31 protein-coding genes are annotated in these 21,203 nt (G+C 51.0%); 3 read left to right on the top strand and 28 right to left on the bottom strand.

The features are described from left to right. Window position 1 precedes the first annotated feature (1 nt). From rpsE to rpsJ, 19 genes are read right to left on the bottom strand one after another with little or no spacing between them, the layout of a single operon-like run. Window positions 2-505 carry a 30S ribosomal protein S5 gene (rpsE, locus tag FC18_RS10895; protein WP_054675509.1) on the bottom strand — a complete coding sequence of 168 codons (504 nt, stop codon included), beginning with the start codon at window positions 503-505 and terminating at the stop codon, window positions 2-4. Window positions 506-526: 21 nt separating this feature from the next. Beyond that, window positions 527-895, bottom strand: coding sequence for a 50S ribosomal protein L18 (rplR, locus tag FC18_RS10890; RefSeq protein WP_054675502.1), 369 nt, complete (start codon window positions 893-895; stop codon window positions 527-529). A gap of 46 nt (window positions 896-941) precedes the next feature. After that, a complete protein-coding gene (gene rplF, locus FC18_RS10885; RefSeq protein ID WP_054675498.1) occupies window positions 942-1,472 on the bottom strand; it encodes a 50S ribosomal protein L6 in 531 nt (176 codons plus the stop codon). A gap of 31 nt (window positions 1,473-1,503) precedes the next feature. Continuing rightward, the gene (gene rpsH, locus FC18_RS10880; protein ID WP_054675495.1) at window positions 1,504-1,902 is read right to left on the bottom strand and encodes a 30S ribosomal protein S8; all 399 of its coding nucleotides are present in this window, start codon (window positions 1,900-1,902) and stop codon (window positions 1,504-1,506) included. 29 nt (window positions 1,903-1,931) lie between these two features. Continuing rightward, complete coding sequence (locus tag FC18_RS10875) at window positions 1,932-2,117, bottom strand: type Z 30S ribosomal protein S14 (RefSeq protein ID WP_054675492.1); 186 nt, start codon at window positions 2,115-2,117, stop codon at window positions 1,932-1,934. Between the two features lie 13 nt (window positions 2,118-2,130). Then, complete coding sequence (gene rplE, locus FC18_RS10870; RefSeq protein ID WP_054675489.1) at window positions 2,131-2,673, bottom strand: 50S ribosomal protein L5; 543 nt, start codon at window positions 2,671-2,673, stop codon at window positions 2,131-2,133. Window positions 2,674-2,696: 23 nt separating this feature from the next. Continuing rightward, window positions 2,697-2,999, bottom strand: a complete 303-nt coding sequence (rplX, locus tag FC18_RS10865) for a 50S ribosomal protein L24 (RefSeq protein ID WP_054675486.1) — start codon at window positions 2,997-2,999, stop codon at window positions 2,697-2,699. A gap of 26 nt (window positions 3,000-3,025) precedes the next feature. Continuing rightward, window positions 3,026-3,394 (bottom strand): 50S ribosomal protein L14, encoded by a 369-nt coding sequence (rplN, locus tag FC18_RS10860; protein WP_054675483.1) that lies wholly within the window; start codon window positions 3,392-3,394, stop codon window positions 3,026-3,028. A gap of 31 nt (window positions 3,395-3,425) precedes the next feature. After that, window positions 3,426-3,689, bottom strand: coding sequence for a 30S ribosomal protein S17 (gene rpsQ / locus FC18_RS10855; protein WP_054675480.1), 264 nt, complete (start codon window positions 3,687-3,689; stop codon window positions 3,426-3,428). A gap of 16 nt (window positions 3,690-3,705) precedes the next feature. Next, window positions 3,706-3,900 carry a 50S ribosomal protein L29 gene (rpmC, locus tag FC18_RS10850; RefSeq protein ID WP_054675477.1) on the bottom strand — a complete coding sequence of 65 codons (195 nt, stop codon included), beginning with the start codon at window positions 3,898-3,900 and terminating at the stop codon, window positions 3,706-3,708. Beyond that, a complete protein-coding gene (gene rplP / locus FC18_RS10845; protein ID WP_054675472.1) occupies window positions 3,890-4,324 on the bottom strand; it encodes a 50S ribosomal protein L16 in 435 nt (144 codons plus the stop codon). Before rplP ends, rpmC begins: the two co-directional genes overlap by 11 nt. Before the next feature lie 3 nt (window positions 4,325-4,327). Continuing rightward, window positions 4,328-4,984, bottom strand: a complete 657-nt coding sequence (rpsC, locus tag FC18_RS10840; protein WP_054675470.1) for a 30S ribosomal protein S3 — start codon at window positions 4,982-4,984, stop codon at window positions 4,328-4,330. Between the two features lie 12 nt (window positions 4,985-4,996). Beyond that, window positions 4,997-5,350, bottom strand: coding sequence for a 50S ribosomal protein L22 (gene rplV, locus FC18_RS10835; protein WP_056976290.1), 354 nt, complete (start codon window positions 5,348-5,350; stop codon window positions 4,997-4,999). Window positions 5,351-5,367: 17 nt separating this feature from the next. Further along, window positions 5,368-5,649: a 30S ribosomal protein S19 gene (gene rpsS, locus FC18_RS10830; protein ID WP_054675464.1), complete on the bottom strand. Its 282-nt coding sequence runs from the start codon at window positions 5,647-5,649 to the stop codon at window positions 5,368-5,370. Window positions 5,650-5,679: 30 nt separating this feature from the next. Continuing rightward, window positions 5,680-6,513: a 50S ribosomal protein L2 gene (gene rplB, locus FC18_RS10825; protein WP_054675461.1), complete on the bottom strand. Its 834-nt coding sequence runs from the start codon at window positions 6,511-6,513 to the stop codon at window positions 5,680-5,682. A 31-nt stretch (window positions 6,514-6,544) separates the two neighbouring features. After that, window positions 6,545-6,829 carry a 50S ribosomal protein L23 gene (gene rplW, locus FC18_RS10820; RefSeq protein ID WP_054675458.1) on the bottom strand — a complete coding sequence of 95 codons (285 nt, stop codon included), beginning with the start codon at window positions 6,827-6,829 and terminating at the stop codon, window positions 6,545-6,547. Further along, window positions 6,829-7,452, bottom strand: coding sequence for a 50S ribosomal protein L4 (gene rplD, locus FC18_RS10815; RefSeq protein ID WP_054675456.1), 624 nt, complete (start codon window positions 7,450-7,452; stop codon window positions 6,829-6,831). The genes rplW and rplD overlap by 1 nt, the downstream gene beginning before the upstream one ends. Window positions 7,453-7,475: 23 nt before the next feature. Continuing rightward, window positions 7,476-8,111: a 50S ribosomal protein L3 gene (rplC, locus tag FC18_RS10810; RefSeq protein WP_054675453.1), complete on the bottom strand. Its 636-nt coding sequence runs from the start codon at window positions 8,109-8,111 to the stop codon at window positions 7,476-7,478. 25 nt (window positions 8,112-8,136) lie between these two features. Then, complete coding sequence (gene rpsJ / locus FC18_RS10805) at window positions 8,137-8,445, bottom strand: 30S ribosomal protein S10 (protein ID WP_054675450.1); 309 nt, start codon at window positions 8,443-8,445, stop codon at window positions 8,137-8,139. Window positions 8,446-8,841: 396 nt separating this feature from the next. On the opposite strand from rpsJ, the gene FC18_RS10800 reads away from it, so the two are divergent. Both FC18_RS10800 and FC18_RS10795 read left to right on the top strand, forming a co-directional pair. Continuing rightward, entirely contained in the window at window positions 8,842-9,204 is a 363-nt protein-coding gene (locus FC18_RS10800) for a hypothetical protein (protein ID WP_054675447.1), read from the top strand. 74 nt (window positions 9,205-9,278) lie between these two features. After that, window positions 9,279-9,626: a hypothetical protein gene (locus FC18_RS10795; protein WP_054675444.1), complete on the top strand. Its 348-nt coding sequence runs from the start codon at window positions 9,279-9,281 to the stop codon at window positions 9,624-9,626. A 115-nt stretch (window positions 9,627-9,741) separates the two neighbouring features. On the opposite strand, the gene fusA is transcribed toward FC18_RS10795, so the two are convergent. The 3 genes from fusA to rpsL all read right to left on the bottom strand — a co-directional run bounded on the left by fusA (window position 9,742) and on the right by rpsL (window position 12,882). Then, window positions 9,742-11,829, bottom strand: coding sequence for an elongation factor G (gene fusA, locus FC18_RS10790; protein ID WP_054675441.1), 2,088 nt, complete (start codon window positions 11,827-11,829; stop codon window positions 9,742-9,744). A gap of 104 nt (window positions 11,830-11,933) precedes the next feature. Next, entirely contained in the window at window positions 11,934-12,404 is a 471-nt protein-coding gene (rpsG, locus tag FC18_RS10785) for a 30S ribosomal protein S7 (protein WP_054675438.1), read from the bottom strand. 58 nt (window positions 12,405-12,462) lie between these two features. Next, on the bottom strand, window positions 12,463-12,882 hold the full coding sequence (rpsL, locus tag FC18_RS10780; protein ID WP_054675435.1) for a 30S ribosomal protein S12: 420 nt from the start codon (window positions 12,880-12,882) through the stop codon (window positions 12,463-12,465). Window positions 12,883-13,267: 385 nt separating this feature from the next. On the opposite strand from rpsL, the gene FC18_RS10775 reads away from it, so the two are divergent. Continuing rightward, window positions 13,268-13,666: a hypothetical protein gene (locus FC18_RS10775; protein WP_156660910.1), complete on the top strand. Its 399-nt coding sequence runs from the start codon at window positions 13,268-13,270 to the stop codon at window positions 13,664-13,666. Here FC18_RS10775 and FC18_RS10770 read toward each other — a convergent pair whose 3' ends face one another. The 6 genes from FC18_RS10770 to FC18_RS10745 all read right to left on the bottom strand — a co-directional run bounded on the left by FC18_RS10770 (window position 13,667) and on the right by FC18_RS10745 (window position 21,185). After that, window positions 13,667-14,620 carry a LacI family DNA-binding transcriptional regulator gene (locus tag FC18_RS10770; RefSeq protein WP_056976286.1) on the bottom strand — a complete coding sequence of 318 codons (954 nt, stop codon included), beginning with the start codon at window positions 14,618-14,620 and terminating at the stop codon, window positions 13,667-13,669. 234 nt (window positions 14,621-14,854) lie between these two features. Further along, the gene (locus FC18_RS10765) at window positions 14,855-15,712 is read right to left on the bottom strand and encodes a sugar ABC transporter permease (protein ID WP_054675426.1); all 858 of its coding nucleotides are present in this window, start codon (window positions 15,710-15,712) and stop codon (window positions 14,855-14,857) included. A 4-nt stretch (window positions 15,713-15,716) separates the two neighbouring features. Further along, window positions 15,717-17,075, bottom strand: coding sequence for a carbohydrate ABC transporter permease (locus FC18_RS10760; protein WP_054675423.1), 1,359 nt, complete (start codon window positions 17,073-17,075; stop codon window positions 15,717-15,719). A 67-nt stretch (window positions 17,076-17,142) separates the two neighbouring features. Further along, window positions 17,143-18,375, bottom strand: a complete 1,233-nt coding sequence (locus FC18_RS10755; RefSeq protein ID WP_056976284.1) for an extracellular solute-binding protein — start codon at window positions 18,373-18,375, stop codon at window positions 17,143-17,145. 39 nt (window positions 18,376-18,414) lie between these two features. Continuing rightward, window positions 18,415-20,052 (bottom strand): glycoside hydrolase family 13 protein, encoded by a 1,638-nt coding sequence (locus FC18_RS10750; protein WP_056976281.1) that lies wholly within the window; start codon window positions 20,050-20,052, stop codon window positions 18,415-18,417. Between the two features lie 26 nt (window positions 20,053-20,078). Beyond that, window positions 20,079-21,185, bottom strand: a complete 1,107-nt coding sequence (locus FC18_RS10745; RefSeq protein ID WP_054675420.1) for an ABC transporter ATP-binding protein — start codon at window positions 21,183-21,185, stop codon at window positions 20,079-20,081. Between the last annotated feature and the right edge of the window lie 18 nt (window positions 21,186-21,203).

Below are 21,203 nucleotides of genomic sequence, written 5' to 3'. Positions count from 1 at the left end.
CCTAGTCTGTCAGGTGTGCAACGGAGACCCCACGCAAGTCAGCAAGCTGCTGCGCGGTCTTAAGTTGCTTCAAACCATCGACGGTTGCACGAATCATGTTGATGTTCGTGTTCCGGCCGAGGGACTTACTGGTAACGTCGCTGACGCCGGCAAGTTCCATAACGGCACGGACAGCACCACCAGCGGCAACCCCGGAACCTTCAACGGCTGGCTTAAGAAGAACTTCACCAGCACCGTAGTGACCAATTACTTCGTGAGGAAGCGTGGTCCCAACGATAGGCACCGTGATCAGGTTCTTCTTAGCGTCTTCAACGGCCTTGCGGATAGCTTCAGGAACTTCCTGAGCCTTACCGGTACCAAAGCCAACGTGGCCAGCCTTGTCACCGACGATTGCGATGACTGCGAAACGCAGGCGGCGACCACCCTTAACAACCTTTGTAACACGGTTGATGGAAACTACGCGATCTTCCAAATCGAGCTGGTTTGGATCGATGTATTCTGCCATGAGTTGGATATCCTCCTTTGTTTAGAATTTGAGGCCGTTATCACGAGCAGCTGTGGCAAGCGCAGCTACACGCCCATGATAGAGATACCCACCACGGTCAAATACGACTTCCTCTTTACCAGCAGCAACAGCGCGCTTGGCGATCAATTCACCAACAGCGGTTGCCTGCTCGGTCTTGTTAAGATCATCACTAACTTCTTTATCGAGAGTGGAGGCACTTGCTAGCGTCACACCCGCTACGTCATCAATCAACTGTGCGTAGATGTTTTTGTTAGAACGGAATACGTTCAAGCGTGGGCGCTCGCTCGTACCAGAGATCTTGCCCCGTACACGCGCATGGCGCTTTGCACGAGTCTTGTTCTTATCTGGCTTAGAAATCACAATGTTCACCTCGTTAATGTGTGTGTTAGGTTAGGCGCAATTGCCTAATCTGATGTTACTTACCAGTCTTACCTTCCTTACGACGAACAACTTCATCGACGTAACGAATACCCTTACCCTTGTAAGGTTCTGGGGAACGAACGGCACGAATCTGGGCAGCGAACTCCCCAACTTCTTGCTTGCTGATCCCGGAAACGGTAATGCTGGTGGTACCAGGAACTTCAACCTTGACGCCTGCTGGTGCTTCCATCTCTACTGGGTGGGAGTAACCAACGTTAAGCACAAGCTTGCTACCCTGCATCTGAGCACGGTAACCAACACCGACCAGGGAAAGGTCCTTCTTGAAACCTTCCGTAACCCCGATAACCATGTTGTTGAAGTTTGCACGGGTTGTACCATGCAATGCCTTGTAAGCGTCGGATTCACGGGTAAACTTAGCTTCCGTGCCTTCGATGCTCATCTTGATGTTTGAGTCAAACTGACGAGTCAGTTCACCCTTGGGACCTTTAACGGTGACATTGTCGCCGTCGTTGGTAACTGTAACCCCCGCTGGGATGTTAACAACTTTCAAACCGATACGACTCACAGGTGTGCACCTCCTCTATTTTTTGTATTAATTACCAAATGTATGCGAGAACTTCGCCGCCGACGTTCTTAGCGCGAGCTTCCTTGTCCGTGATAACACCATCAGACGTGGAAATGATCGCGATGCCCAGGCCGTTAAGGACCTTAGGAACTGCGTCAGCCTTGACGTAAGTGCGCAGACCAGGCTTGGAAATACGCTTCAAGCCGGAGATAACGCGTTCGTTGTTCTTGCCGTACTTGAGGAAAATGCGGATTTCACCCTGCTTGTCGTCGTCAATTACTTCGTAGTCGCGGATGAAACCTTCGCTCTTCAGGATTTCGGACATAGCGACCTTAATCTTGGAAGCAGGAACATTGAGGCTTTCGTGACGAACCATGTTGGCGTTACGAATCCGTGTCAAGTAATCTGCAATTGGATCTGTCAGGACCATTAGTTAAACCTCCTTTGTCTAGGTAAATGTTACCAGCTGGCCTTTTTGAGACCAGGGATCTGACCGGCATGTGCTAACTCGCGAAGGCAGATCCGGCAAAGCTGAAACTTGCGGTAAACGGAGTGTGGCCGGCCACAACGCTTGCAGCGGGTGTATTCCTGCACTGCAAACTTAGCTGGGCGCTCGTTCTTAATAATGAGAGACTTCTTAGCCAAGTGGTAGACCTCCTTACTTAGCGAATGGCATCCCGAACTGCTTGAGCAATTCGAGAGATTCTTCATCAGTGTTTGCGGTTGTGACGATAACAACGTCCAAACCACGCACACGGTTAACCTGATCGTAGTCGATTTCTGGGAAAATCAACTGTTCACGTACACCCAGGGTGTAGTTACCACGACCGTCGAAACTCTTGGTAGAAATACCATGGAAGTCACGAACACGTGGAAGTGAAACGTTGATCAGCTTGTCAAGGAAGTCATACATCCGTTCGCCACGGAGTGTTACCTTGGCACCGATTGGCATGCCTTCACGCAGACGGAAGCCCGCGATAGACTTCTTCGCCTTGGTGATGAGTGGCTGCTGACCAGAGATGAGCTTGAGTTCTTCAACTGCTTCGTCGAGGAGCTTAGCATTCTGAGTTGCGTCACCAACACCCATGTTCAAAACGATTTTGTCAATCTTTGGCGTCTGCATTGTGCTCTTGTAGCTGAACTTTTCAACCAATGCAGGTGCGATTTCTTTGCTGTAGCGTTCTTGTAAACGATTAGCCATGAAAATTGGGTCCTCCTTTCTGCTTACTTGTCGATTGCGGCGCCGGACTTCTTAGCAACGCGAGCGTGCTTGTCGTCCTTACCAACACGGGTTGGCTTGCCACTTTCAGGATCCAGCAACATTACGTTAGAAACGTGAATAGCTGCTTCAGTATCTACAACACCGCCATTAGGGTTCGTCGTAGATGGCTTTACGTGCTTCTTAATCATGTTGACACCTTCGACAACCACACGGTCCTTGTCCTTAAGGATCTTGGTTACGGTGCCTTCCTTGCCAGCGTCTTTACCACGCATAACACGGACTTTGTCACCAGTTTTGATAAACATGTTGCACCTCCTCTTACTGGGGAAAATTACAGAACTTCGGGTGCCAATGAAACGATCTTCATGAAGTCGTTGTCACGCAGCTCACGAGCGACAGGGCCAAAGATACGAGTACCCTTTGGCGACTTGTCAGCGTTGATGATTACTGCTGCGTTTTCGTCGAACTTGATGTAAGAACCGTCGGCACGGCGCTGACCAGACTTGGTACGGACAATAACTGCCTTAACCACGTCAGCCTTCTTGACAACACCACCTGGCGTTGCCTGCTTAACCGTTGCCACAACGACATCACCGATGTTACCGGTTTTACGGAATGAACCGCCGAGCACCTTAATTACGAGGATTTCGCGTGCACCGGAGTTATCTGCCACTTTGAGGCGACTTTCTTGTTGAATCACTTTTGTGTCCTCCTTTCGCTACGAAATTCTGTTAAATAATAACGGCTTTCTCAACGATGCTGAGCAAGCGGAACCGCTTCTGCTTTGACAGCGGACGAGTTTCCATGATTTGAACGGTGTCGCCAACTTTGGCTGCGTTCTCTTCGTCGTGGGCGTAGTACTTCTTGGAGTACTTAACGCGCTTGCCATACGTTGGGTGAGTCTTTGTTGTACTTACCTCAACGGTGATGGTTTTGTCCATCTTGGCGGAAACCACGCGACCCTGATAAACTTTACGACTGTTGCGTTCTTCCAAGGTATTGGCTCCTTTCCTACTTGTTCAGTTCCTGCTGACGCAGGACCGTCTTGATACGGGCAATGTTCTTCTTAACCTGCTTCAGACGAGCAGTGTTTTCAAGCTGACCCGTAGCCTGCTGGAAACGCAGATTGAAAAGCTCTTCTTTGTACTGCTTCTCTTTGTCAAGCATTTCAGCAGCGCTCAATGCGGTAATTTCTTTAGCCTTCATTTGATTCGCCACCTACTTCCTCGCGCTTCAGAATCTTAGTGCGGATTGGGAGCTTGTTTGATGCAAGGCGAAGGGCTTCACGTGCGACTTCTTCCGGAACACCGGCGACTTCGAACATAACCTTTTCGCGCTTAACTACAGCTACCCAGCCTTCAGGCGCACCCTTACCATTACCCATACGAACCCCAACACCCTTACTGGTGTAGGACTTCTGAGGGAAGATACGGATCCAAACCTTACCACCACGCTTCATGTAGCGGGTCATGGCGATACGAGCTGCTTCAATCTGGCGGTTGGAAATCCATGAAGATTCCTGGGCCTGCAGACCGTATTCACCGAAACTTACTTCTTTACCGCCTTTAGCGGCACCACGCATCTTACCACGGAATTCGCGGCGGTGCTTAACACGCTTTGGTACAAGCATCGGTTACTTCGCTCCCTTCGCAGATGATTTCTTTTCAGGAAGGATTTCACCACGGTAGATCCAGGTCTTAACACCCAGCTGACCGTATGTGGTCTTAGCTTCCTGCCAAGAGTAGTCAATGTCCGCACGCAGAGTGTGCAGAGGAACAGTTCCTTCAGCGTAGTGTTCGCGACGGGAAATGTCAGCACCGTTCAAACGGCCGGAAACCTGGGTCTTGATACCCTTGGCACCTGCACGCATTGTACGCTGCATGGTCTGCTTCATTGCGCGACGGAAAGCGATCCGCTGTTCAAGCTGGCTGGCAATGTTTTCGCCGACGAGCTTGGCATCGAGATCTGGCTTCTTGATTTCGACAATGTTAATGTGAATGTTCTTACCGGTCAATGCGTTGAGCTGCTTACGCAATGCTTCAACTTCGGAACCACCCTTACCGATTACCATACCTGGCTTTGCGGTGTGAATGGAAACGTTGACCTTGTTTGCTGCACGTTCAATTTCAATAGTAGAAACTGAAGCGTCAGCAAGCTTTTCGTTAATGAAGCTCCGGATCTTGAGGTCTTCGTGAAGGAAGGTAGCGAAATCCTTTTCAGCATACCACTTAGCTTCCCAATCACGGATGACACCCACACGGAACCCATTAGGATTAATCTTGTGACCCACGTGTATCCCTCCTTAAGCTTCTTTTTCAGCAACAGTCACGGTAATGTGGCTGGTACGCTTGTTGATTGGTGATGCAGAACCCTTAGCGCGAGGACGGAACCGCTTGAGGGTAGGGCCTTCGTTAACGAAAGCTTCCTTAACGTACAGGTTCTGCTTGTCAAGATCGAAGTTGTGTTCTGCGTTAGCAATAGCACTCTTCAATACCTTGGCAATTTCTGGAGAAGCACCACGTGGGGTGAATTCCAGAATGGCAAGGGCTTCATCAACGCCCCGGCCGCGAATCAAGTCGATTGCCAAACGCACTTTGCGAGCAGCAATCCGCACCGTCTTCGCCGTAGCGGTTGCAGACGTAATTGTTTCAGTCATGTGTTGATTGCTCCTTTCTAGCGCTTAGCGGTCTTCTTGTCGGCAACGATGTGCCCACGGAAGGTACGAGTTGGTACGAATTCGCCCAACTTGTGGCCAACCATGTCTTCGGAAACGAAAACTGGGACGTGCTTACGACCATCGTAAACAGCGATGGTGTAGCCGATGAAACTAGGGAAAATGGTTGAACGACGTGACCATGTCTTGATGACGGTCTTCTTGTCGTTATCTGCCTGTGCTTCAATCTTCTTCAGAAGTGAAGCATCGGCAAAAGGTCCTTTTTTAAGACTGCGACCCATTGTGTGACCTCCTTAACTATGGTTAGTGGTTTACTTGTGCTTACGGTGACGAACGATGAACTTCTCGGACTTAGCCTTAGTATCGCGCGTCTTCTTACCCAACGTCTTCTTACCCCATGGGGACAGAGGACTTGGACGACCGATAGGAGCCTTACCTTCACCACCACCATGAGGGTGATCGTTAGGGTTCATTACAGAACCACGAACGGTAGGACGGAAGCCGAGCCAGCGCTTGCGACCAGCCTTACCAATGTTGATAAGGGCGTGTTCAGCGTTACCAACTTCACCAATGGTTGCACGGTTAACGGAAAGAATCATCCGTACTTCACCAGATGCAAGACGAACAGTTACGTACTTGCCGTCGTGACCAAGCAGTTGTGCTGAGACACCGGCGGAACGTGCGAGCTGACCACCCTTACCAGGCTTAAGTTCGATGTTGTGAATCGTAGTACCATCAGGAATGTTAGCAAGTGGCAGGTTGTTACCAGGCTTGATATCTGCATCAGGACCAGAAACTACCTTGTCCCCTACCTTGAGACCCTTAGGTGCGAGGATGTAGGTCTTAACCCCATCTTCGTAAGTAAGCAAAGCAATGTTTGCTGTACGGTTTGGATCGTATTCGATGGCAGTAACCTTAGCGGTTACGTCGTCCTTCGTGCGCTTGAAGTCAATTACACGGTAGAACTGTTTGTGACCACCGCCACGGTGACGAACCGTAATGTGCCCGTGGGCGTTACGGCCGGCAGTGTGACTCTGGCTTTCAAGAAGGGACTTTTCAGGCGCCTTCTTGGTGATTTCAGCAAAGTCGGAACCGGACATGTTCCGGCGACCGTTGCTGGTTGGCTTGTACTTAATAATCGCCACGATTTTTACCTCCTATTTAGAATTTAAAGAACTAGTCTTCAAAGATCTTAATGTCTTTAGAATCCTTGGTCAGGGTAACTACGGCCTTACGGCGACGACGCGTCGTACCTTCGTAACGACCCTGGCGCTTCTTCTTACCGCGAACATTCGCAATGTTAACGCTCTTCACGTTTACACCGAAGATGTCTTCAGCAGCACGACGAACTTGCGTCTTGTCTGCGTGCAGAGCAACTTCAAAGGTGTACTTGCGGTTGTCCATTTCTGCGGTAGACTGTTCGGTAATGATTGGGCGAAGAATTACGTCGCGTGCATCCATTATGCGAACACCTCCTCAATCTTCTGGAGAGCTGCTTGGGTTACAACCAGCTTCTTAGCGTTAACGATGTCCAGGACGTTAATCCCTTCTGCGTCAACTACCTTAACGTTTGGCAGGTTGCGTGCAGCCAAAGCAGCGTTGTCGTTGCCGGCTTCAAGAACAACCAATGTCTTACCTTCTGCGTTCAAGCTCTTAAGGGACTTAGCAAAGTCCTTGGTCTTAGGAGCGTCAAAGCTGAATGCGTCAACTGCAACGAGTGCAGATTCTGCAACCTTTTCAGAAAGAACGGACTTGAGTGCCAAGCGACGAACCTTCTTAGGAAGCTTGTAGCTGTAGCTGCGTGGGTGAGGTCCGAAGACGATACCACCGCCACGCCACTGTGGGGAACGGATAGAACCCTGACGTGCACGACCAGTACCCTTCTGACGCCATGGCTTGCGGCCACCACCAGAAACTTCGTGACGGTTCTTAACCTTGCTGGTACCCTGACGAAGAGAAGCACGCTGCATCAGAATTGCATCAAATACGACGTTATCGTTTGGTTCGATGGCGAAAATAGCATCGTTCAGTTCAACTGAGCCGTTTTCGGAACCATCTTGCTTGTACAAAGTAACGTTAGCCATCTGTTAATGTCCTCCCTTCGTAATTATTTGTTGGCCGCTTTAACAGCGGTCCGAACGGTAACAAAAGACTTGTTTGCCCCAGGGACGTTACCCTTAATGAGCAATACATTGTGTTCAAGGTCAGCAGAAACAACTTCAAGGTTCTGCATGGTAACAGTCTTGTTACCCATCCGACCTGGGAGCTTCTTGCCCTTGAATACCTTGTTAATAATTGCACCAAGGGAACCAGGACGACGGTGGTAACGAGAACCGTGAGCCATAGGTCCACGGGACTGACCGTCCTTCTTGATGTTACCTTGGTAACCGTGACCCTTCGTTGTCCCAGTAACATCCACGATGTCACCAGCAGCGAAAGTGTCGGCCTTAACTTCAGAACCGACTTCGTATTCGCTAAGCGCTACATCACGGAGTTCCTTAATGAAGCGCTTAGGGGTGGTGTTCGCCTTCTTTGCGTGCCCTTGGGCAGGCTTGTTGGTCAGAACTTCACGCTTGTCGCCAAACCCGAGCTGAACGGCTTCGTAGCCGTCAGTTTCGTTAGTCTTAACCTGGAGAACAACGTTAGGAGTTACGTCAATAACGGTAACTGGTACGAGTTCACCTTTTTCGGTAAAGACTTGGGTCATGCCGACCTTTTTACCTAAGATTCCTTTACGAGACATGGGTACACCTCCAATTTCCTATAGATTAAAGTTTGATCTCAATGTCAACGCCGCTTGGCAGGTCGAGCTTCATAAGAGCATCGACTGTCTTTGGAGTTGGGTTAACAATGTCGATCAGGCGCTTGTGTGTGCGCATTTCGAACTGTTCCCGAGAGTCCTTGTACTTATGTGGTGAACGCAGCACCGTGTACAGGGTCCGTTCGGTTGGCAGAGGGATAGGACCAGAAACGGCTGCGCCAGTGCGCTTAGCAGTTTCAACAATCTTCTCTGCAGACTGATCAAGAATCCGGTGTTCGTAAGCCTTAAGCCGGATGCGAATCTTTTGTTTTGCCAATTGTGTTTCCTCCTTCGTCTATTATGAACTAGTAGACTAGCTCCGTGAAAATTACCAACACGCCGCCATGGCAAAGCGGCCGGGCGTGTCGCAACCTCTCACATCCACGCTACTCTGCGCCAAAGCATCGAGGTGCGCAATGCGCCCCTGGATAATCAGCACTTTTAGAAGTATACAGCAATAAAAAGCCGATATCAAGGGGTTTATGCATACTTTTTTCTTGAACTGCAAATATTTTTATTTAGCTTTCATTTTTGATTTCACGAAACCGATTGCGAGGAAAATCCTGTCCGTGATTTTCACGATAATGGGCAAATATAACAAAAATTCCATCCTTTGCGGTCAGAAATGCTACACTAAAGACAACCTATTTCGCCGAAATCGAGGAGTGATTTTTTGTCTGTTCGCAAAGCACGGGCCATCGTCTGGGCCTATAACGCAATCCTGTTTCTTCTATTTGTTGTTCTGATGACGGTCCTCAGACCTAAATACCCCATTGTTGCCGGAATTATCTTCGTGCTTGTGTACTGGTTTGGCCCTGATTACGGCCAGCGTACCGCCAATAAGTTGCTCGACAACATGTGGCTCCAGGCCGATAAATTAGGCTTATCTGCTGCTGACTTGGGTAAGGTAACGAAGTATCAAGGCAGTATTGACCTTGAATCAACCCGGCCAGAGCACCGGACGTATTACCTGCCCCTGCGCGAAATTAAACGCATCAACAAGTTGCTTAACCAAATTGCAGAGCATTCTGCATAACAATCGCGGGCCGCGACCTTATGTTCGGCCCGCTTAGTGTATAATGTAGACACTACATATTCCTGGAGGTTCCTATGCGTATCCGAACATTTCAAACCGCAATTAGTATCTTCAACGCTGCCACGCTCGTGATCGTATTCCTCATCGCGCTGCTTACCCCGCTCATGTGGCTGTCGGTGTTGCTACTTGTCCTCTATATTGGCGTCATGTACTACGTTACCCGCGAAGAAAAGCTAATCAACGCCGCCCTCGACGCAATGTGGGTTGCCGCCGACGAAAAAGGCCTGGAGCCAGCGGACCTAAACGCGCTGCTCCATTATGACGGCAAGGTGCCGCTAGCCCGCACGCGTACCGGCAACCGGCAATACTACCTAAGTAAGAAACTGGCAGCACAGTTCACAAAACAAATCAAAAATAGCTAAAGCATATCCCGGACGCAACATCGCCCGGGATTTTTTGAACGCGCAAAAAAGCCCCTAAGCAACCACAATTGTGATTACTTAAGGGCTTTATTTGCACTAATCAGTTAGACACTGATTACTGACCGCCGTTCTTCTTGATGATTTCTTCTTGAATGGACTTAGGTACAGCTTCGTAGTGGTCGAAGGTCATGGTGAAAGTACCACGACCCTGAGTAGCAGAACGAAGAGTAGTAGCGTAACCGAACATTTCAGCAAGTGGGACCATGGCGTTAACAACCTGGGCGTTACCACGTGCTTCCATACCTTCAACGCGACCACGACGTGCAGTAACTTGACCCATGATGTCACCGAAGTTTTCTTCTGGAGCAACAACTTCGACCTTCATGATAGGTTCAAGAATAACGGCACCGGCACTCTTAGCAGCATTCTTAAGGGCCATGGATGCAGCAACCTTAAATGCAGCTTCAGAAGAGTCGACTTCGTGGTAACTACCATCGTAGAGCTTAGCCTTAACGTCGATCAGAGGGTAACCGGCAAGAACACCGTTAGCCATAGATTCCTTCAGACCCTGTTCAACTGATGGGATGTATTCACGAGGAACAACGCCACCAACGATAGCGTCTTCGAATTCGAAGCCTTTACCTTCTTCGTTAGGGGTAAATTCAACCCAAACGTCACCATACTGACCTTTACCACCAGACTGGCGAACAAACTTACCTTGTGCGCTAGCGGACTTGGTGAAGGTTTCACGGTAAGCAACCTGAGGCGCACCGATCTGGGCGTCAACGTTGAATTCACGACGCATACGGTCAACCATGATGTCCAGGTGCAGTTCACCCATCCCGGCAATCAGAGTTTCACCGGTTTCAGGGTCAGTTTCAGCACGGAACGTTGGGTCTTCTTCAGCGAGCTTCTGAATCGCAATGTCGAGCTTGTCCCGGTCTTCCTTGGACTTAGGTTCAACAGAAACCTGGATAACTGGTTCTGGGATTTCCATGGATTCAAGGACGATAGGGTTGTCCTTTTCGGTCAGGGAGTCACCAGTAGTGGTGTTCTTCAGACCGATAACGGCAGCGATATCACCAGAGAATACTTCAGGGATTTCCTGACGGTGGTTACTGTGCATCTGCAGCAGACGACCAACACGTTCACGAACGCCCTTAGTGGTGTTCTGAACGTAAGAACCGGATTCAAGGGTACCAGTGTAGACACGGATGAAGGTCAGACGACCAACAAATGGGTCAGTAGCAATCTTGAATGCAAGGGCAGCGAAAGGCTTGTCGTCACCGGCAATCAGTTCAACTTCTTCGTCAGTGTCGGCGTTGGTTGCCTTGTAAGGCTTAACGTCGAGTGGGCTTGGCAGGTAGTCAACAACCCCGTCAAGCATCATCTGAACACCCTTGTTCTTGAAGGCGGAACCTGCAAATACAGGGTAGAATTCAAGGTTGATGGTGGCCTTACGGATAGCAGCCTTGAGTTCGTCGACGGAGATTTCTTCGCCTTCAAGGTACTTGTCCATGATGTCGTCATCAACGTCAGCTACGGCTTCAACGAGGTCAGCACGGGCAGCTTCTGCTTCTTCCTTGTAGTCGTCAGGAACGTCAACAACGTCCCATTCGGAACCAAGTTCGTCTTCATCGTAGAGGTCAGCCTTCATGGTCAGAAGGTCGATAACCCCGGCGAAGTTGTCTTCAGCACCGATTGGCAGCTGAACGGCATGTGCGTTGGCACCCAGACGGTCGTGGATAGACTGAACGGAGAACTTGAAGTCAGCACCGATCTTGTCCATCTTGTTAACGAACACAATCCGGGGAACGCTGTAAGTCGTAGCCTGACGCCAAACGTTTTCGGTCTGTGGTTCAACACCGGCCTGGCCGTCAAGAACGGTTACGGCACCATCAAGAACACGGAGGGAACGTTCAACTTCCATAGTGAAGTCAACGTGTCCTGGGGTGTCAATGATGTTAACACGGTTACCCTTCCAGACAGCCGTGGTGGCAGCAGAAGTGATGGTAATCCCACGTTCCTGTTCCTGGGCCATCCAGTCCATCTGTGAAGCACCGTCATGGGTTTCACCAATCTTGTGGATCTTACCCGTGTAGTACAGGATACGCTCGGTCGTCGTGGTCTTACCCGCATCGATGTGGGCCATGATCCCGATGTTCCGGGTTTTTTCAAGTGGGAATTCACGCTTGTTAGCCATGTGAAATTATTGCTCCTCTCAATTTTAATTGATTAATTTGTTTGTTTGGATTTAGAAAAAGGCTACTATATGACGACATAACCCGCATATAATAGCCCAATTTCTTACCAACGATAGTGTGCGAAAGCCCGGTTAGCTTCTGCCATCTTGTGCGTGTCTTCACGCTTCTTAACTGCAGAACCAGTGTTGTTCGCAGCATCCATGATTTCACGTGCAAGACGTTCGTCCATGGTGTGTTCACCGCGCTGACGGGAGTATTGTGTGAGCCAACGAAGGCCGAGCGTCGTACGACGGTCTGGGCGAACTTCGATTGGCACCTGGTAGTTAGAACCACCGATACGGCGAGCCTTAACTTCAAGGACAGGCATGATGTTCTTCATGGCTTCCTCAAATACTTCGACTGGGTCGTTACCGGTTTGGGTCTTAATGATGTCGAATGCATCATAGATAATGGTTGAAGCCTTACCGCGCTTACCATCAACCATCAAGTGGTTGATCAAGCGACTTACCAATTTAGAATTGTAAATTGGGTCAGGCAGGACATCTCGCTTTGTAACATTGCCTTTACGTGGCATCCTGATAGCCTCCTAGTTATTGCCCCATGCTAGGGGTGAATTTTTTATAGTTGAAAGATTACTTCTTAGCCTTAGGGCGCTTTGCACCGTACTTAGAACGGCTCTGCATACGGCCGTCAACGCCGGCTGTATCAAGCGCACCACGGATGATGTGGTAACGTACCCCAGGCAAGTCCTTTACACGGCCCCCACGGATAAGAACAACAGAGTGTTCCTGCAGGTTGTGGCCGATACCAGGAATGTAGGCAGTAACTTCAATCAGGTTGGACAGACGCACACGAGCGTACTTCCGGAGAGCGGAGTTAGGCTTCTTTGGCGTCATGGTGCCGACACGAGTAGCAACACCGCGCTTCTGAGGAGCTGGTGTGTTGGTGAGGGCTTTGTTCTTACTGTTGTAACCGAAGTTCAACGCAGGAGAGTTGGACTTGGTTGTCTGAGACTTACGACCTGAGCGTACCAATTGGTTAATGGTTGGCATTCAAAGGTTCCTCCTTTCAAATTATGTGCTATTTTAAGTCCACACATCCAGGCGGTTCATTTTTGTGTGAAAAAATTAGCCGGCCCGGCGGCATCTAGGTTCGGTGCCCGCCTAGGGTTAACAATTAACCCTGGACAACGATGAACCAGCGCGTCGGACAAGCCGAATATACTGGAAAAAAGCACCTTGGATAGTATACCTAGGATTGGCCCCCAGTGTCAACACATCCAGCCGAAAAGATGGCGTGTTTACAGAAAAAAACCTTGTCGCAAAGTTTTTTCGGGGCTTTTGCCTAGTTTTGGTGAAATCTATTATAGTACGCGTTCAAGTATACGCTAGAGCGCGGCGCAAAACAAATTGGGGTAGGTGCACCATGGAATCCGTAATGTACTTCATTTTTTTCGCCGGCATTTTGCTGCTCGCCGTCGACGATGCAAGGCGGCAAAGCGTCCCCGCCGCCATTAGCGACACCTGGACCATCGCTTTGGCCCTCTGCAGCCTTTTCAGTAATCGCGGCAACTTTCTGGTTGGCATCTGTTTTTTGGTTGCTGGTGGCCTGTTTGCCTACTGCACCAGCGGCATGGGCAGTGCCGACGTGCTGGTGCTTGCGGCCAGCGCGTGGACGTTCGGCGGACTACTCACACTATTTGCCCTACTTCTGGCCTGCCTGAGCGGGATTAGCTACGGCCTGTGCATTCGCACCAAGCGCCTGGCCTTCATCCCCCACCTGCTAGTTGGCACCCTGTTAGCATTATTCCTCAACCTGTTTTTACCGCTAGCCTGATTATGCCCGCGTTGTGCCGCGCACCAGCAGTTCTGGCGTCACCATCAGTTCCCCTTGCTGGGCGCCGGACTGGGCAATCTTTTGCAGCAGCATCCGCGCCAGCAGCTCGCCCAGCTGCTGTACGGGCTGGCGAATAGTGGTGATCTGCGGGTTCGAGACTTGATCCAGGAACACGCCATCAAAGCCAATGACGCCAAAATCATTGGGAATCTGCCCGCCATTTTGCAAAATCCCGCGGACGACCCCCACGGCCAGGCGGTCACTAGCGCAGATGAACACCGTGTTGCGGGCGAACTCGTGCCAGTGTTCGTTGATGAAGCTCTGCGATAAGTGCGAGTGGTTGCCCATCCGGTGAATGCGGGGCAGCATCTTATTTTTTTGCAGCGTGTTAATGTAGCCAGCCTCACGTGAGTATTCGAATGGCTCCTTCACGTCGATGCCGATGAAAATGAGTGACTGGTAGTGCTTAGCGAGGGCGAACTCCGTGGCCTTTTGGATACCGAGCTTGTTGTCGGTGTCAATGAAGTCATAGCCATATCGGTTCTCCCCGAAGATTACCACCGGATCTTGCAGCTTATCCAGCAGGGCGATGTCGCTGTTCCTGGCCCCCGTGACGATGTAACCGTCCGGATTGCCCTTGTCGATGTGGCTGCGGTCCGTCACCAGCTGCAGCGCGTATTGCTCCTTATCGAGGCCCTTAGCGATGCCAAACAGGAGGTTCATGTAGTAAGGCTCGGTCACGCCCACATCTTCCAGGATAACGACCTTGACCACGTTGGTGCGGTTATTGGCCAGGGCTTTTGCCGCCGAGTTCGGCCGATATTGCAAAGCGGCCATGGCTTCATGGACCAAATCGCGCAGTTCCGCAGTTACCTGCTCGGGGTGATTAATCACCCGGGAAACCGTCATTTTTGAAACATTTGCCTTCTTTGCAACATCCGATAAAGTGACCAAAGCGCATTCCCCCACTGTCTGTAACGTATTTCTATTTATAATATTTTACCATATTCGCAGGCTGTTATTAAAAATTTCTAAATCGCTTACATCTCGCCTATATTAACGTTACTGCGAATATATTCTTGCAATTCTGCCAATTGGTATAGTTATTTAACGCTGCTATAACTACATTTGTGGCAAATATGTACACAAAAATCTCAGCTGGCCGCAACGACCCGCTGAGATTCTTATTTAACCCTTGTCCGCGCCGGCGGTAATCCCGTTGACGTAGAACTTCTGCATGATGACAAACAGAATGGTAATTGGAATGGCGATGATAACACACCCAGCGATGAACTGGGTGAAGTACACGGTCGAAGTCCCCTTCGTACTGTGCACCATGTTGTACAGCCCATACGCGATGGTGTAGTTCTTCGCGTTCCCCGTTGAGGATAAGATAATCCCGGAGAAGATGAAGTCGATCCACGGCGCGATGAAGGCCATCAGTGCTGTGTACACGATGATTGGCCGGGACATCGGCAGCCCGATGTGGATGAAGGTCTGCCACTTGGTTGCCCCATCCATTTCGGCCGCCTCATCGATGGCCCGCGGGATGGTATCAAAGAACCCTTTGGCCACGTAGAACCCGAGACCAGCACCACCAACGTACACCAGAATCAATCCGAACAGGTTCAGCATGTTGAAACTCTTCAGAATGTAGTACAGGGCAATCATCGACATGAAGCCAGGGAACATCCCGAGCACCAGTGCAATCTGGAGGAACGGCTTGCGCAACCGGAAGCGCAGCCGTGATAGCACGTACGCCACACAGATGGTGACGAAGGTGGACAAGATGGTCGAGACAATCGCGACGAAGAACGTGTTGCCAATCCAGTGGACGAACGGAAACTGTTTGCTACTGAAAATGCCAATGTAGTTACTCAGCGTGAACTTTTCCGGCCAAATCGTGGAAACAAAGCCCGTATCGTTGTACGAGAAACTCGCCAAAACGATCCAAACAATGGGGAAAATCCAGGCAATGGCCAGGACAACCAGCAAGACGTAACGCAGAATCAGTGAGACGCGCCGCCTCATTCGATATGATTTCATTGCGCTAACCCTCCTTAAATGCGTTGGTCCGCCGGTATGCCAGCAGTGAGACCGTGGCACTGATGATGAAAATCAGAATCCCCAGTACCGCCGATGCGTTGTACCGCTGTGTTTGCCCGAAGACCAAGTTGTACAACCAGGTAACAAGCAGGTCGGTATCCCCGGCCCCGTTGTAGTTGTTGTTCATTGGGTATCCGGCAGTTAACAGGTAAATGACGTTGAAGTTGTTGATGTTCCCGATGAACTGTTGAATCAAAGCGGGTGCCATGACGAACAGAATCTGGGGGAAGGTAATGGACTTGAAGACTTGGAACGCGTTGGCCCCGTCCATCCGTGCTGCCTCAATCTGATCTTGCGGCAAGTTCTGGATAATCGCGGTTGAAACCAACATGGAAACGGGAATCCCAATCCACATGTTGACCACGATAACGGTAATGCGCGCCACTAACGGATTGGCAGACGCACTGATGAAGTTAATCGGATGGGCAATCCAGCCCCAGTTCATCAGCAGCGTGTTCAGTGGCCCCTGCAGGTCAAGGAACTGTGCCATCATCAGCAGGGAAATAAACTGGGGAACGGCGTAGACAATCACGAAGATCGTCCGCCAGAAACCCTTGTGCTTAATCCCCTTTGATTCGATCAGCATCGCCAGCAGCACACCGAAGAAGAACGTGGTGGCCGTCGCGCAGACCGCCCACACCAGGGTCCACCCCAAGACGGGGAAGAACGTACCGGCAAGGTCCCCGGTCAGGACGTTCCCGAACGCCTTGAACCCGGTCCAGGAAAAGCCGATTGGGTGCTTCGAGTCGTAATTCGTGAACGCCATCGAAATCATGTAGACAGTGGGCAAAATCGTGAACGCCACAATCCCCACGATTGGAATGGCCAGCAAGGTTGAGTGCAGCTTCTGATCCAGCAGTGAGCGTAATTCCTCACCGTTAGTTGGGACGTGGTGCCCGTCACGCTTTAACACGTACAGGTTCCGCACCGACTTCAGGTTGGCAATATACAGCCCAATCATCGCCAGCACCAGGATGACCGCCAAGACCCCGAACAACAGGATAACAACCGAGTTATCCGGCATCTTGGTGATGTACACCCCTTGCGTCTGATCGAAGACGACCTTCTTGTGCTTAATCGTCCCCAGGTTCGTCAGCATGCTTAACGTGCTGACCCCACTGAAGGCCATCCACAAGATGAAGACAACCTCCATGATTAAAAACGCCGCACCCTTCACCCACTGCTTATTCTTCAGCTGGGCAAGGCCCATCACGAGGAAGGATAGCTTAGTGGCCGTATCACCGCGCCGCCACACTTCCTTATACGTCGCCGCTTGGGGCACTTTTTTCTTTTTGTTGAACATTGCTTCTCCTTCCCCCCGCGATACGGGTAAAACTAGCAAGTCCGCGACTTAAGCCGCAGTCTTACTTTTAGTTTGCCTTAGAAATCGCGTCGTGGAACGTCTGCAGCTTAGCACTGTAGTCAGCCGCCTTGATGGAGCCGGTGTATGCACCGTTGATCAGTGGTGCGGACAGGTTCCAGAAGGTTGCCATCTGGGACATCTTAGGCATTGGTGTGGAGTAGCCGCTACCAGCCATGGTCATCACAGCCTTGGTTGCTTCGTCGTTCGCAACAGTGTCGGCCTTCTGGGCTGCCTTGTCAACAGGGACCTGACCGGAGTTCTTGTATACAATCAGCTGGGACTGCTTGTTGGTGATGAATTCGGCCAGAGTTGCAGCTGCCTTCTGGTTCTTGGTTGCCGTGTGGGAGTTAACCGCGAAGGCTTCGATACCCAGGAATGCTTGCATCTGGACCTTCTTGCCGCCAACAGTGATGGTTGGGTATGGAGCAACCCCGAAGTTCTTGCCGAGGATCTTCTTGATGTTCGCAGTGTCCCATGGGCCATCAAGCGTTGCGACGGCCTTGCCGGACTTAAGCTGGTTCAGCGCGTTGGAGGTCTGCATTACGCCCTTGTTGCTCTTCTGCTGTGCGAGCCAGGTCATTGCGTCGACACCCTTTTGCGTGTTAACGTTCGTGCCCTTCAAGGTTTCGCCGTCCTTGCCGTAGAGGTAGGTGCCAGCAGACAGGAAGATTGGGTAGAAGTTGTACGCGTTCGTGAAGTCGGTGGCAATGACGCCCTTAGAAGTCAAGGTATCCCAGTCCTTCACGTCGTCTGCAGAAACCTTGGACTTGTTGTAGTACAGGGTCTGTGCTTGTTCAGCGAATGGGTATGCGTACAGCTTGTTGTTCCACTCAACACCCTTTACGGAAACGGCAACGTTGTTCTTCTTCACGGTCTTGGTGGCTGTTGGTGACAGTGGGTTGATGTAACCCTGGTCAGCCATGGATCCCAGTTGGTCGTTAGGAACTTCGAACACGTCCGCGGCCTTGGATGGGTCCTTGCCGACGTCAGTCTTGGCGTTTGCGGAACCGTTTGGACTCTGGGTCACCTTAACCTTCACGTCTGGGTACTTCTTGTTGAAGTTCTTTGCAATGGTCTTGTAGTAGGAGACCTGCGTGGTGTCGACCCACAGCTTAACGCTCCCGGTGACCTTGCTACTATCGGTCTTTTCTTCGCTAGTCTTGCTGTTACCACAAGCGGCAAGCAAGGTAACGGCTACAAGTGAACTGCTGCTAATCGCAATTTTCTGCCAAAATTTCATCGTAAAATTCCTCCCAACGGAATATCGAAATAAGTTCTGCTACTGATTGGCCCCCGGGGCGACCACCGCCGCAAAGGCTGCGTATGGTGGTAACTCTCCGTGCCGTAAATCAGGTACGTGCGAATAATTGGAAATCAAGATCTGGTCAATCTTGTCGGACAAGTTAATTGGTTGCTTAACCCCTGAAAGGTTCGCGACAACCAGCCACTTAAGTCCGTTATAAATGCGGTAAAATGCCATAACTGCGCTTGGTACTTCGCGGATGGGGACGAAACTCCCCTCCGTAATGATGGGTTGCTGATGGCGAAGCTTGATGAGCGCTTGATAAGTGGCGAATAGCGAATGCGGATCCGCCACTGCCGCCTCAGCATTGATTGTGCGATAATTCTGGTTCACGTGTAGCCACGGCTTACCGGTTGTGAAGCCCGCCTCAGGAGCGTTTTGCCATTGCATCGGCGTCCGCGCATTGTCGCGTCCCTTGACGTTAATTGCTTTGATTAACTCCGCCTTGGAGTAGCCCAAAGCGAGGCGTTCATGGTACATGTTGATGCTCTCGATATCATTCACTTCAGTAATCGCGCTGACCGGACAATTGGTCATCCCGATTTCTTCCCCCTGAAAGATATATGGCGTACCGCGCATCAAGTGGAGCAAGATGGCGAACATCTGCCCACTTTGGACCCGATACTGACCCTCATCCCCAAATCGGGAAATGATTCGGGGCAAGTCATGGTTATTCCAGAACAAACTGTTCCAGCCGTGCTTGTAATCAAGCTGCAACTGCCACTTAGTGAGCACGTCCTTGAGCTCGGTAAAATCAAGTGGGCGCAAATCCCATTTGGCCTTACCCGGCTGCTGGTCTAGCTGCATGGCTTCAAACTGGAACACCATCGATAGTTCTTTGCGGCGCGGATCCGAGTACAGCTGAGCAATTTGCGGAGTGGCACCCCACGTTTCGCCGACAGTCATTAGGTCTGCCTTGCCGAACGTCGCGGCGTGCATCTCCTGCAGATACTCGTGCAGGTGCGGCCCGTTTTCGCGAATACCCCGATCCGGTTCTTTGCCAATCAAGTCAATCACGTCCAGCCGGAACCCGCCAATGCCCTTAGCAATCCAGAAATTCATCATTTTGTAGACTGCTTGGCGCACAGCTGGATTCGCCCAGTTCAGGTCAGGCTGCTGCGGGCTGAACAGGTGCAGGTAGTACTGCCCCGTTTGGGCATCGAACTGCCAGACTGAACCGGAAAACGTGGATTGCATATCATTGGGCACACTGCCATCGGCGTGGCCATCGCGCCAAATGTAGTAATCACGGTACGGATTATCCTTGCTCTTCCGCGCTTCCTGAAACCACCGGTGCTGATCTGAAGTGTGGTTCACCACTAAATCCATAATGATGCGGATGTGCCGCTGCTTTGCTTCCGCAATCAGCGCATCCATATCCGCCATGGTTCCGTACTGCGGATCAATTGCCTCGTAATCCGCAATGTCGTAACCATTATCCATCCCCGGTGACTTGTACACTGGGCTCAACCAAATCGCGTTTACCCCGAGCTGGGCTAAATAGTCTAGCCGCGAGATAATTCCGCGCAGATCCCCGATGCCATCCCCATTACTATCTTGGAAGCTCCGTGGATAAATCTGGTAAACCACGGCATTGCGCCACCATTCTGCCATAACATCACCCCTCTCAAATCACTGCACTACTCCACGATTGCTTCAGTTGTTTCAGCGTCGAAGAAGTGGCCCTTGTTAACGTCAAAGCCCATGGCGACCGTGTCGCCCGGATTGTGCAGGTTCCGTGCAGGCACCACCGCAACGAACTCGGTGTCATCAACCTTCTGGTACATCTGCACCGTCGCCCCGAGGAGTTCGGAAACAACCACTTGGGACTTAACCACGGCATCCGGCCAGGTTTCGAGGAACGCTTCTTCGCTGTGGATGTCTTCGGGCCGAATCCCGAATGTAATCTGCTTGCCGTTGTAGCCCTTGTCGTTCAAAACGCGGGCGCGGCCTTCTGGAACCTTCAAGGTGAGCCCCTTGCCGTCCGTAATCTTGCCATCCTGGTAGGTCACGGGGAAGAAGTTCATGGCTGGCGAACCAATGAAACCAGCGACAAACTGGTTCTTCGGGTGCAGGTAAACTTCTTCAGGACTGCCGATTTGCTGAACCTGACCGACAGACATGACGACCACGCGATCGGCCATCGTCATTGCTTCGGTCTGGTCGTGTGTGACGTAGATGGTTGTTGTGTTCAGCCGCTGATGGAGCTTGGCGATTTCCGCCCGCATGGACACACGCAATTTCGCATCCAGGTTGGACAGTGGTTCGTCCATCAGGAAGATTGGCGCGTCACGCACAATGGCCCGCCCCAGCGCAACCCGTTGCCGCTGGCCCCCAGAGAGGTCGGCGGGTTTGCGCCCGAGAAAATCGGTGAGACCGAGAATCTTCGCGGCGTTGTCCACCCGTTGCTGAATGTCTGCCTTCTTGTAGTGCCGCAGTTTGAGTCCGAACGCCATGTTGTCGAACACCGTCATGTGGGGGTACAGCGCGTAGTTCTGGAACACCATCGCGATATTCCGGTCCTTTGGCGCCACATCGTTCATTACTTGGTGGTCGATTTCGAGCGTCCCGTCCGTGATGTCTTCAAGCCCGGCAATCATCCGTAGCGTTGTGGACTTCCCGCACCCAGATGGACCAACGAAAACGATGAATTCCTTATCCTTGATGTGCAGGTCGAAGTCCTTAACGGAGGGCTCGTCAGCGTGATCGTATTTTTTGTAGAGGTGATTTAAATCAATTTCAACCATTGTGCATCCCTTCTCTCG

Origin of the sequence: Lacticaseibacillus sharpeae JCM 1186 = DSM 20505 (genome assembly GCF_001436225.1) — a bacterium.
In the GTDB taxonomy this organism is placed as follows: domain Bacteria; phylum Bacillota; class Bacilli; order Lactobacillales; family Lactobacillaceae; genus Lacticaseibacillus; species Lacticaseibacillus sharpeae.
This window is presented reverse-complemented; position numbering and strand designations above follow the sequence as displayed.